Raw genomic sequence first — 11,889 nt, 5'->3', positions numbered from 1 at the left:
GTAATTCACGATGAAAAAAGTCTTATTCGCCGCCGCTATCGCCGGATGTGCTCTTACCGCCGGCGCGCAGAACGTCATCGAACGACCCACCTTACGCGACAACTGGTCCATCGGACTTGACGCCGGAGTCACTACTCCGCTCAAGGGACATTCATTCTTCCAGAACATGAGAGGGAACTATGGTCTGCACATCGAAAAGCAGCTCACTCCGCTCGTTGGCATAGGCGTAGAAGGTGCATGGGGTGTCAACACCACATCAAGCCGCACCGCATTCGACACCCAGTATGTGGGAGCATACGGTACGATGAATCTCAACAATCTGTTTGGCGGATTCCAGTGCGAACCGCGCAAATTCTGGATTGACGCTAAAGTAGGCTTGGGATGGGGCCACAATTTCTATCCCGGCGCACATGATGACAATTACATCGCCGCAAAGACCGGCCTTGCCTTCAACTTTGGTGTCACCGACAACTTCTCTATCTCTGTCAAGCCTGACGTGACGTGGAATCTCTCGGGCGAAGGCGAAAAGGCTCAGTTCAACGCCAACCGTGCCAACTTTGACCTCATGGTCGGCTTCAACTACAATTTCGGCCCCGGCTTCCAGTGTGTGACATGTCCTCCCGACTATTCGTCACAGGTTGCAGCCCTCAATGACGAGGTCAACACCCTGCGTGCAGGCGTAGTGGCCGCTGCCGATGACCTCGCAGCCTCTCAGGCCGAGAACGCCGCTCTCGCTGCTGCCCTCGCCGCCGCCCAGAACCAGGCTCCCAAGGTTGTGTCCGACACCACTTTCAGCAGTGTGCGCTTCGTATTCTTCAAGATTGGCAAGAGCACTATCACTGCCGACCAGATGCCTAACGTGGAGATGATCGCCGACTATATGAAGCACAATCCTTCATCGACCGTCATCATCAAGGGTTACGCCTCACAGGATGGTCCCAAGGAGCTCAACGAACGTCTTGCCGCCGCCCGCGCCGAGTCAGTCAAGAACGCTCTCATCAAGAAATATGGTATCAAGGCCAGCCGCATCAAGGCTGAAGGCCAGGGTATCGGTCACATGTTCAAGGAGGAAAGCTGGAACCGCGTATCCATCTGTACTCTTGACGAAAGCCAGCAGTAAACGCCTCCCGACACTCTCCGCCAACGGATGATGACGGGCAGGGCTTAGGATGAAAGAAGCAGAACCCCTAATCAACCGACCACGGAGCGACAATATTCAGATAAATCAATTCAACAGGCTGCGTCCTCTCACCGATGGCGCAGCCTGTTTCGTTTCTCCCCCTCAAAACAAAAGACAGGAGTCCGGAAGTTAAACTCCCCGGGACTCCTGCCTTTTGTTTTTATAAACTCTGTTAACTCTTTAAACTACAAGACAGAGGCGGATATGATGCGTATATCCTCAATGGGACGGTCGTTGGCATCGGTCTCGGCGGCCTCGATTTTCTCAACCACATCCATGCCCTCGAGCACGCGGCCATACACGGTGTAGGCTCCGTCGAGATGGGGAGTGCCACCCTCGGTCATATAGACCTGGCGCATCTTAGGAGTATATATGGTGTTGTGGTCGGCAGTAAGACGCTCGGTCTCCTGCGCGAGCGAGTCCTGGAGAGCCTGCAGCCCGGCGGTGTCGCGGTTGCGGCGCAGGGCCATGATGCTGTCGCGGTGTTGTGCGGCGAGCGAGTTGAACATATCCTGCTTATACTGCATCACGGCGCGACGCTCCATCTGATCGAGCTGGCCTGCGGTGTATTTCTTGCCTGTGACGATATAGAACTGCGAACCCGACGATTTCTTCTCGGGGTTAACAGCGTCGCCCTGACGTGCGGCCGCGATGGCTCCGCGGTGATGGAAATGCTTGGGAAATACAAATTCGGCCTCTATCTCGGTGCCCGAGTCGCCTGCGCCGAGCATTTTGCCCTTGGGTGCGTTTTTCGATTCGGGATCGCCCGTCTGCACCATGAAGTTGTCGATTACGCGGTGAAAGAGCACTCCGTTATAGTCACCTTTCTCCACACGCTTGATGAAATTGTCGCGGTGGCGGGGTGTGTCGCCGTAGAGAAGGATGGTGATGTCGCCGAGCGAAGTGTGAAGGAGCACCTTGACGTCGTCGGGTGAGATGGTGTCGGCTTCGGCCTGAGGGTCAAGAGCCTCGGGAGTCTCGGATAACTGTGTCATTTGTGAGTTTTTAGTGTTATACGCATATATGCCGATTGCCACTGCGAGCAATACGAGCACGGTTATTAATAATGCTTTTTTCATTGTTTCATGATATTGATTGTCGGTTATGTATTGCTGTAGGCCTCAAGCACTTTGTCGACAAACTGTGAGTAGGACATATGCTGCTCGAAATGCTCGCGCCCGGCCTTGGCGAGACGCTCGCGCAGGTCGCGGTCGTCGATCACACGGCCTATGGCATCGGCAAGTGCCATGTCGTCGCCCGGACCTACAAGGAGTGCCGTGCGGCCGTCCTCGAGATATTCGGCCTGGCCGCCGTTGTTGGTCGACACCTCACATTTGCCCAACTGGAGATATTCGATATTGGTCAGCGGGCACGAGTCGAGCGTCACCGAGGGGGCTATGGCTATGTCGGCCTGACGCATGAACTGGCGGGCGTCGGGAGTAAAACCATAGAAATGCACGCGCTCCTCTATGCCTCCGGCTGCGGCTATGTCCATGAGTTGACGGCGGTATTTCTCCGACTTGAGCGCGCCGACAAACACTATGTGAAACGGTTTGTGGGCTATTCTCGACAGGGCTTTGAGTATGACGCTGCAACCTTTTGACTTCTTGACGCGTCCGGCAAACATCAGCAGGGGTGCCGAGGAGGGTATGTCGTAGAGCGCGCGCAGCGACTCGACATCCTTGTGGGGATAGGGCGGGATGCTGTTATGTATCACCCTGCACATATCGTCGCTAATCCACCCGTTGGCCCCGCGGTAACGACGCTTCACGAGGTCTGACACAAATATGATGCGGTGAAGGCGTCGGAATAGAGGACGCAAAAAGATGTTGACCCCGGTGCGGTGGGCCTCATGACGGGTCATGACCACACGTGTGTCACAGCCGGCACGAGCCACGGCCAGTTGGGCTATCGGCACAAAGCGGGTGCTGTGGACATGTATCACATCATAATGCGTGGCGCGCAGCATTGCGGCCAGTTCGTTGATGCTGGTGCGGTCGAGCGACCATCTGAAAGGGAGTGTCCGATAGGGAATGGCGCGACGCTCCAGTTGAGCGGTCACAGCCTCACGGTCATAGGCAAGATATGTCACCTCGTGGCCGCGTGCTTCAAGCTCCCGGCCAAGGTCGACGATATATTGCTCAGCTCCGCCCCATATCTTGCCGGGGATAATCTGCAATATCTTCATGACTGTGCGAGACCGTCCTAAAGCCCTTCGGCCGACGGTTGCAACCGCTTGTAGATGCGGCGGAAGTTATTGTCGGTAGCCGAAAGCTCAGCGGCACGCTCGGCATAGTCGGCTCCGTAGAGGCTCTCGATGAGCGCGGGCAGATAGCGGTGTTCGCGGTCTTTCTCGATCGATGCGACCACAAGGCGGTCAATCACCGAGGCATAACGCTCGCTGTCAATGGCATGTAGATAACGCGCAGCCGATACGACAAACTGGCCCGAACCGTCGACAAGTATCATATTGTCAATGAGTTCGTCCATGATATCGTCACACAGGCCTATGTGATTGGCTATATACTCATACGTCAGCAGGCCGTCGGGGTCGTAGGAAAGTTTTTTCTTAAGCTCTTGATCCATTGCTTGGTCCTTTTGATGATTGGTGTTTGGGGTTATTAGATTTTAATAAGGAGGGAGTATCATAACAAACGTTATGATACTCCTGTTTATTTTAGAGGGTGTTTCATAACAAATGTTAAGCCAAAGTGGGTGTATTTTCATTTAAATTGTTCATAATCAGAGGGAGCATAGCTGTAGCTATGTGACCGATGATTAGGGACAAGTTAAATGAAAAGACGCCCATGAGTGGTAAAGCCTTAATAAATCCTTAATATAATACATATTAAGTAATAATAAAAATACCTTGTTTGCATCCATTGTCATGGCCGTGTTCCGCCCTGTCAATCGGTCACATAGCTACAGCTATGCTCCCTCTTTCCATGACGAAACACGACTCATGACAATGGACTTTGGCTTTAACATTTGTTATTAAACACCCTCTTATAATCAAGGGATTAATCCTCGGTTACATACTTATTGCGGTAGGCATACCTGCGGTAAGGCGTAGCTACCGAAGTGGTGCCGTTGAGCACGACCATCAGATTGTTGAAACGATGGTTGTCATACATCTTGTTGAGTTCGGGCAGCAAGCGGCGGTCAAGCAGTCCGGCACGCAGGATGAATATTGTCATGTCGGCAAGCGGAGTGATGATGGTCGAGTCGGCCACGATGTCGGCGGGCGGACAGTCGAGCAATATCAGGTCATACTCTTCACGCAGTTTGTCGAGCATCTCCTGCATACGGGTCGAGTAGAGGAGCTCGGTGGGATTGGGGGGAATGGTGCCCACGGGTATCATGTAGAGACCTTCCTGAGAGGTGGGACGTATGAGTTTCCTTATGTCGTCGGTAGCCTCGGACAGATAGTCGGAGACGCCGGGGGCATAGTTGCCGACCACCTTGGAGAGCGAGGCTCTGCGCAGGTCCATGTCGATTATGAGCACCTTCACATCCTTGTGCTTGATGGCCATGGTGGCTCCGAGATTGAGAGTCACGAACGATTTGCCCGAGCCGGGATTGAACGATGTAATCATGGCAATCTTGTTTTTGCCTCCGCGGGTCATGAACTCGAGATTGGAACGCACCATGCGGAACGATTCGTTGAGCAGACTGTGGCCGTGGGGCTTGACAATGAGCGTCGGGGCTTCCTCGATGCGCGATTCCTTGCCGATGGTGTCACGCCAGCGGCGACGCCAGCGGTTGATGCGGTTTTTGCTCGTCACTTCCTCGGGTATTTCGCCGATAAACGGAGCCTTGACGCCCTCGAGGTCGGCACGGCTACGCAGGCGGTTGTTGAGTGTCTCCGAGAGGAAGAGTATGATGGCCGGGATGAGCAGACCTATCACCAGTGCCACAAGCATGATGTTGCGTGTGACGGGCGACGATGGTTTAAGCGAGCCCATCGGGGGTGTTATGACGCGGGTGTTGTAGGGTGTGAAGGCGAGCGACAGCTCATTCTCCTCACGCTTCTGGAGCAGGAAGAGATAGAGCGACTCTTTGACCTTCTGCTGACGCTCTACCGACAGCAGATACTTGGCCTGGGATGGCGACGAGGCTATCTTGGCATTGGTCTTGCGGTCGCTGCGCTCAAGGGCTGCGAGCTGGGTGCCGAGCATGCGCAACTGAGTGTTGAGCGAAGAGGCGAGCGCGGCCCTGATGCTGGCAAGCGAGTTGTCGCGGTCCTTGACCAGCGGGCTGTTCTCGCCGGTGGTCGACAGGAGCTGGTCACGCTCGAGCTGAAGATTGTTGTATTCGGTTATCTGAGCCACGATACCCTGGTTCTCTATGCCGAGATTGCCGGGTAGGAGCTTGCCCTTGTTGGCGGGCGACTGCATGTAGTCGATGAGAAAGCGTGTGATTTCCATCTGGGTCATCACTCCGAGCTGCTGCTTGGTGTTCTCGTTGGCATTAGCCATATACATCTCGGAGGCGGCGGCTACGTCAGGCACCAGATGTTCGCCCTTGAAGGTGGCTATGTTATCGTCGACATGGCCGAGTTCTTTCTCGATGACGTTGAGACGTTCGTTGATAAACTCCGATGTGGCCACGGCCATCTGGGCTTTCTGCTCAACCCACTTTTCATTATATATGTCTATGAGGGCCGACAGGAAGTCATCGCCACGCTGCACATTGTCATCTTTGATGGCAAAGTCTATGACCGAGGCGTCTTCGTTGGAGAGGGTCTCGGTGAGCTTGGCCTGATACTTGCTTATGGCTGTAGGCATAGGCCAGTAGGAAAACCGTATGTCGTGGTCAAAATCGGGCGAGAAGTTGGGGCCGGCCGAGATAACCATACGTCCGAAAGAAGTACTGACAGTGTCGCCGAGAGTGACGGTCATGACGTCGAGCTCGTTGCCGAGATGGTCGTACATGTCGCTCACCTCCACCTTGCCGTCCTCGAGTATCGTCATCCTCATCCTCAGGCCACGGTTGACCGAGATGTCGGGCAATGACACCGACAGCACCATTGAGTCGCCATAGAGCGACACTGGGCGGAGGCGTTTCTTATATACATAGTTGGCTCTGAGCCCGAGACGCTCTATCACATCACCTATGAGGGCCGGCGACTGGAAAGCAAGAAGCTCGTTGGCCACATTGGTCGATGTGGTGAAGAGTCCCATATCGCTCAATGCCGAGGTTATGCTCTGGGAACTGGAACCAGCCTCGTCATCCTGCACCACGACCTGGGCCGTGCGTGTGTAGATTTTAGGCGAGGTGAGCACATACAGTGCTCCTATGATAAGACAGGCTGCTACGGAAAAGGCAAACCATTTCCAGCACCGCACACACAATGACAGGAAGTCGCTTATGTTAATCGAATCCTCTTCTTCGGACACTACAGGGGCTGCCTGATAGACCGGCATCTGCTGAGAGAGAGGCTGCTGTGTATTGTTCTGCATGTAGAGTGGACTTTTTGACTTTTAACGTACAATTATAGCTGTGATGGTCACCGCGAGCGAAGCTATCGACACCCAGAACGAGGTCGACTGGACCGTATTGGCGTTGAGCTGTGACTGACGCTTGCGTGTGGGATTAGGCTCAACATACACCACATCGTCCTGCTGTATGTAATAGGCCGGTGACGACGTGAGGTCGTTGCCCGAGAGGAGACTTACCTGATAGGTGGTCTGCTGTCCGTCGACCGTACGTATGAGCTTGATGTTGTCGCGCATACCATAGATGGTAAGGTCGCCGGCACTTCCGAGCAGGTCGAGGATGGTCATGTCGTCGCGGTCTATCGGATAACGGCCGGGCTTATTGACTTCGCCGAGCACCGAGGCCTGGGCATTGACAAGCTCCACGGTCACGACTGCATCTTTCACGAGGTCGCGCCCTATAAGCATACCCTTGATGACTCCGGCCGCCTCCATGCGGGTGAGCCCTTCGACGTGGACCGTGCCAAGCTCCGGGAAGTCGATGTCTCCGTCCTGATTGACTGTGTAGGCACTTACTCCCTGTGATGTGTTACTGTTGGCCAACACCGAGGTCTGTCCGAGCAGACGGTTGGTGTAGGGCAGATTGAACATATTGGCCACCATCGGGTCTCGCGAGTTGACGATGATAGACAGCTTGTCATTAGGTTTGATGACGACGCTTTTCACATCTACCTGCGATGGCGTCTGAATGGCCATTTCCTGGAAATATGCCACATCCTTGGGTGTGGAGCACGAAGCGACTGCCATCGCTAACAGAATGGAAACAGCTAATAATAAATTGTTGAAACGCATGTGACTTAGAGTCATGAATTGATGACTTGAAAGGATAATTTTATAGCTTTATACGTATGAATAACAATCATACCGCACATTATGTCACAAAATTAATATATTTTAAGATATATTACAACTATCAGTCGTGAAAATAAGTGAAATGACGGCTGTGACGGGCCGTCATTTTCACTGAGAAATAACGTCTTATGGCTTTTTTCAGTCAAACACTCCCTCCATCGACGACTCTTCGGCGTCTGTGTCGGCGTCGGGCTCGTCGTCATACAGCCCGTAAAACTCCTTTTCGCAGAGATCCACGCCGGGAGGGAAGCTAAAACGGGTCGACTGGGAATATTTGAGTGACGGGTCGTTGTAGACCTTGCGCATGAAGCGGCCGTAAATTGGGAGAGCCATCGACGCGCCCTGTCCGTAGGCCATCGTGTTGAAGTGGATGTTACGCTCGTCACCGCCCACCCATGTACCGGCCACAAGCTCGGGCGTGAAGCCCATAAACCATCCGTCGGCGTTGTAGTTGGTGGTACCCGTCTTGCCGCCCATCTCGGCAGTGAGGCCGAAGCGCGACCTTACCCTGTGGGCCGTACCCTCGTTGACTACGTTGAGCAGCATGGAGAGGATGCGGTAATAGGCTTTCTCCGAGATGACCTCGGTGTGGCGTGGCGAAAATTCCGAAATGATGTTGCCGTTGTTGTCGGCTATGGCTGTGACAAACATCGGGTCGACGCGCATGCCGTTGTTGGCAAAGGCCGAGTAGGCCGTCACCATCTCCTTGACCGACACGTCGGCCGGACCGAGACACAGCGACATCACGGCCGGAAGATTGGCTGTGATACCAAAGTTGTGCATTGTCCTGACAAGCGACGCGGGAGAGAGCTGCGATATGAGACGTGCCGATATCCAGTTGTTGGAGTTGGTGAGTGCCCAGCGCAGATCGACCATCTCGCCTACCCTTGCACTGCCGGCATTGCGTGGTGCCCACACTCGGCCGGTCTCGTCGGTGAGCACTGGCTGGGTGTTGGAAAACTCGTCACATGGCGTAAAGCCTTCCTCCATCGCGTAAGTATAGAGAAACGGCTTGACTGTCGAACCGATCTGACGCCGTCCGGTCGACACCATGTCATACTGGAAGTAGCTGAAGTCGGGACCGCCGACATAGGCCTTGATATGACCGTTGAGCGGATTCATGGCCATGAATCCCGTGCGCAGGAAGTGTTTGTGATAGAGCACGGAGTCGAGCGGTGTCATCACCGTGTCGACCGAGCCTCCGTAGGCAAACACCTTCATCTCGCGCGGAGTGTTGAAAGCACGGTCTATCTCCTCGCGCGAGGCCCCCGCCTTGACCATCTCACGATACCTGTCGGTGTTTTTCATCGCGTTACGTATCAGATGGTTGCGGCGTATCTCCGAGAGCTCGGCACGGTCGGTGGTGTAGGGCGCACCCTTGGTGCCGCGTTTCTCGCGGAAGAACGCTTTCTGCAAGTCTCCGCCGAGATGCTCGGCCACAGCCTCCTCGGCATACTGCTGCATGCGCGAGTCGATGGTGGTGTAGATTTTCAGTCCGTCGTTATATATGTCATACTTCGAGCCGTCGGGCTTGGGATTTTTTTCAATCCAGCCATACAGCGGATTGGTCTCCCAGGCAATGGAGTCGTCAATGAATTTCTGCCCCTCCCAGCCTCGATAGTTGGCCCGCTCGGGACGCTTGGCCCGGAGCATGCGGCGCAATTCCTCACGGAAATATGGAGCTATGCCGTCCTTGACATCCACACGGTGGAAATTAAGGGTCAGCGGCAGTGCTGACAGCGAGTCGAGCTCGGCGTCGGTGAGTTTGCCGGCCTTGTGCATCTGGGCGAGCACCACGTTGCGACGCTGGCGGGTGCGCTCGTTCTGACGCACGGGATTATAATAGGAGGGATTTTTCACCATGCCGACAAGCGTGGCGGCCTCCTCGACAGTCAGGTCTTTGGGGGCTTTGCCGAAATAGATGTTAGCCGCGCTCTTGATGCCCACGGCATTGTAGAGAAAGTCAAACTGGTTGAGATACATCTTTATAATCTCCTCTTTGGAGTAATATCTCTCGAGCTTGACGGCTATCATCCATTCGATAGGCTTCTGCATGGCACGCGTGAGCAGTCCCGAACTCTGAGGCGAGTAAAGCTGCTTGGCCAACTGCTGGGTGAGCGTAGAGCCTCCGCCGGCATTCTTGTTGCCCATAAGCACCGTCTTGAACAGCACACGGCCCAGTCCGCGCATATCGATACCCGAATGTTCCTCAAAGCGTACATCTTCGGTCGAAATCAACGCGTCGATGACGTGCTGCGACACCTCGTCAAAATCAGCATACACTCTATTGCCCATGCCGTAGAAATAGCGGCCTATTTCCTTGCCGTCTGACGAATAGAGCACCGATGCAAAACGGTCGGTGGGATTTTTCAGTTCCTCTACGGGCGGCATGTAGCCAATCACACCGTTATAGACGAGAAACAGAAAGAAGAACAGACCGACAACACCAAGCACAAACACGGTCCACATCGTAGCTATCAGGCCGCGATGTTTACGCTTCGGTTTAGGTTTGTTCTCAGGCCTGGGCGTGGCTTCGGGAGTCTTATGAGGGTGAGAAGGTGTAGTGGGCATATAAAGAATCAGCCGGATAAGAAGGTTTTGAATATCGTATTTTAACGTTCGGCTCGCATGGGATTATTGAGAAAATCCTCATAGGCAAGTCTGATGCCGTCCTCAAGCTCCGTGCGGTAAGTCCAACCCAAAGCGGCCGCCTTTGACACATCAAGCAGCTTGCGGGGTGTGCCGTTGGGGCGTGTGGTGTCCCACAGGATTTTGCCCTCGTAACCCACCACCTTTGCCACAAGCTCGGTGAGAGCCTTGATGGTGAGTTCCTTGCCGGTACCGGCATTGACAGTCTCGTCACCCGAATAATTATTCATGAGAAATACACACAGGTTGGCCAGATCGTCGACATAGAGAAACTCTCTGAGCGGACTTCCGTCACCCCAGCATGTCACCTCGGTCAAACCCTGCTCCTTGGCCTCGTGAAAACGGCGTATCAAGGCCGGCAACACGTGTGAGTGCTCGGGATGATAATTGTCATTGGGGCCGTAAAGGTTGGTAGGCATCACCGATATATAGTCTGTGCCATACTGCTTGTTAAGATACTCGCAATACTTCAGACCCGAAATCTTGGCCAAGGCATAAGCCTCGTTGGTCTTCTCAAGTTCAGAGGTCAGCAGACAGCTCTCAGGCATAGGCTGAGGTGCCAGACGGGGATAGATACACGACGAACCGAGAAACTCGAGCTTCTTGCAACCATTGCGCCATGCAGCATTGATTACATTCATCTCAAGCATCATATTGTCATACATAAAATCGGCCAGGGCCGTCGAGTTGGCAATGATACCGCCAACCTTTGCAGCGGCAAGAAACACATATTCGGGTTTCTCCTTCTCAAAGAACTCATTGACCGCCTGCTGCGACACCAGATCAAGCTCGGCATGAGTGCGAGTGATGATATTGTTATAGCCCTGTCGTTTAAGTTCTCTTACAATAGCCGATCCAACCATACCACGATGACCGGCCACATAAATCTTAGAATCCTTGTCCATCGGAAAAATGTATCAATAGTTCAAGAATGCAAAATTACTAATTTTTAATCAACAAGTAAAATAAATAGAGTTAAGAATAACGAATTGCCTCAGAGACAACCGAGGAGATACAAAAGTTTCATAAGCTCAATAAGAAACAAAAGTTATAAAAGGGGATACAAAAGTTTCATAAGTTTAAAAAGAAACAAAAGTTTTTTATTTCAGTGGATAAAGTGGATAAATCGGTCACCCCTGCATGGGCATCCGCAGGTATCCGCCACTGCACAGGCATCACTCGCATGAGCGGCTGATTTAGTAACTATTCAGCGGACACGCTAAGGCGATAATGTGGAATAGACATCACCATTATAAGTAAATTCAACCTGCTGATTTTATAGTAATTAGCTGCAATTTTATTTGGTAAAGTCAAATAAGTTTTGTATCTTTGTATCTGTGAAACAGCCGGTTAATGACATAACAGAAGTGCTGCGCGGATTATCCGCCCAGATTGAGTCGATGCAGAAAACCATCGACTCTCAGCATGCGACAATATGTCAGATTAACCGGAACGGACAGGCTCAACTCAGGAAAATTCAATCTCTTGAGCGGATGCTCAAAAAGAAGGATAAAGAACTTGAGGAACTTCGCAAACGCCTTTCAAAATTATTACTGTCCGCTAAACCATAAAAAGTCGAGTCCAACTTCTTGAAATATAGAAGTTGGGCTAACTTTTTGTATAGGACAAGCCCCCTTATCAGTTTTCAGTTTCTTCCGGCGGCGATTCAGATGCATCGGCGAGCATTATTTTCAGGTCTGCGTCGGGTTG

9 protein-coding genes are annotated in these 11,889 nt (G+C 52.9%); 2 read left to right on the top strand and 7 right to left on the bottom strand.

The genetic code is table 11. The features are described 5' to 3' along the window. Window positions 1-10: 10 nt before the first annotated feature. Window positions 11-1,120 carry an OmpA family protein gene (locus QGT73_RS03565; protein ID WP_280121447.1) on the top strand — a complete coding sequence of 370 codons (1,110 nt, stop codon included), beginning with the start codon at window positions 11-13 and terminating at the stop codon, window positions 1,118-1,120. A 245-nt stretch (window positions 1,121-1,365) separates the two neighbouring features. On the opposite strand, the gene QGT73_RS03560 is transcribed toward QGT73_RS03565, so the two are convergent. The 7 genes from QGT73_RS03560 to QGT73_RS03530 form a co-directional block, all read right to left on the bottom strand. Then, on the bottom strand, window positions 1,366-2,259 hold the full coding sequence (locus QGT73_RS03560) for a peptidylprolyl isomerase (RefSeq protein ID WP_280121446.1): 894 nt from the start codon (window positions 2,257-2,259) through the stop codon (window positions 1,366-1,368). 23 nt (window positions 2,260-2,282) lie between these two features. Next, window positions 2,283-3,368: a glycosyltransferase family 4 protein gene (locus tag QGT73_RS03555; RefSeq protein ID WP_280121445.1), complete on the bottom strand. Its 1,086-nt coding sequence runs from the start codon at window positions 3,366-3,368 to the stop codon at window positions 2,283-2,285. A 17-nt stretch (window positions 3,369-3,385) separates the two neighbouring features. After that, window positions 3,386-3,766, bottom strand: coding sequence for a hypothetical protein (locus tag QGT73_RS03550; RefSeq protein WP_123618134.1), 381 nt, complete (start codon window positions 3,764-3,766; stop codon window positions 3,386-3,388). A gap of 434 nt (window positions 3,767-4,200) precedes the next feature. Continuing rightward, a complete protein-coding gene (locus tag QGT73_RS03545) occupies window positions 4,201-6,642 on the bottom strand; it encodes a GumC family protein (protein ID WP_280121444.1) in 2,442 nt (813 codons plus the stop codon). A 21-nt stretch (window positions 6,643-6,663) separates the two neighbouring features. After that, on the bottom strand, window positions 6,664-7,425 hold the full coding sequence (locus QGT73_RS03540; RefSeq protein WP_280121443.1) for a polysaccharide biosynthesis/export family protein: 762 nt from the start codon (window positions 7,423-7,425) through the stop codon (window positions 6,664-6,666). 243 nt (window positions 7,426-7,668) lie between these two features. Further along, complete coding sequence (locus tag QGT73_RS03535; RefSeq protein WP_425278380.1) at window positions 7,669-9,999, bottom strand: transglycosylase domain-containing protein; 2,331 nt, start codon at window positions 9,997-9,999, stop codon at window positions 7,669-7,671. A 143-nt stretch (window positions 10,000-10,142) separates the two neighbouring features. After that, window positions 10,143-11,084, bottom strand: a complete 942-nt coding sequence (locus QGT73_RS03530) for a GDP-L-fucose synthase family protein (protein ID WP_280121441.1) — start codon at window positions 11,082-11,084, stop codon at window positions 10,143-10,145. Between the two features lie 432 nt (window positions 11,085-11,516). Here QGT73_RS03530 and QGT73_RS03525 point away from each other — a divergent pair, with 432 nt between their 5' ends. Further along, entirely contained in the window at window positions 11,517-11,750 is a 234-nt protein-coding gene (locus QGT73_RS03525) for a hypothetical protein (protein ID WP_280121440.1), read from the top strand. Window positions 11,751-11,889 lie beyond the last annotated feature (139 nt).

Source organism: Duncaniella muricolitica, from assembly GCF_910574735.1.
GTDB lineage: Bacteria > Bacteroidota > Bacteroidia > Bacteroidales > Muribaculaceae > Duncaniella > Duncaniella muricolitica.
Note: the sequence above shows the minus strand (reverse complement) of the source record. Positions and strands in the feature narration are given on the sequence as shown.

What these genes read in the sequence shown, in the direction of transcription:
- QGT73_RS03565 (WP_280121447.1), top strand. Translation starts at nt 11, where the DNA reads ATGAAAAAAGTCTTATTCGCCGCCGCTATCGCCGGATGTGCTCTTACC.
- QGT73_RS03560 (WP_280121446.1), bottom strand. Translation starts at nt 2,259, where the DNA reads ATGAAAAAAGCATTATTAATAACCGTGCTCGTATTGCTCGCAGTGGCA.
- QGT73_RS03555 (WP_280121445.1), bottom strand. Translation starts at nt 3,368, where the DNA reads ATGAAGATATTGCAGATTATCCCCGGCAAGATATGGGGCGGAGCTGAG.
- QGT73_RS03550 (WP_123618134.1), bottom strand. Translation starts at nt 3,766, where the DNA reads ATGGATCAAGAGCTTAAGAAAAAACTTTCCTACGACCCCGACGGCCTG.
- QGT73_RS03545 (WP_280121444.1), bottom strand. Translation starts at nt 6,642, where the DNA reads ATGCAGAACAATACACAGCAGCCTCTCTCTCAGCAGATGCCGGTCTAT.
- QGT73_RS03540 (WP_280121443.1), bottom strand. Translation starts at nt 7,425, where the DNA reads ATGGCAGTCGCTTCGTGCTCCACACCCAAGGATGTGGCATATTTCCAG.
- QGT73_RS03535 (WP_425278380.1), bottom strand. Translation starts at nt 9,999, where the DNA reads ATGTGGACCGTGTTTGTGCTTGGTGTTGTCGGTCTGTTCTTCTTTCTG.
- QGT73_RS03530 (WP_280121441.1), bottom strand. Translation starts at nt 11,084, where the DNA reads ATGGACAAGGATTCTAAGATTTATGTGGCCGGTCATCGTGGTATGGTT.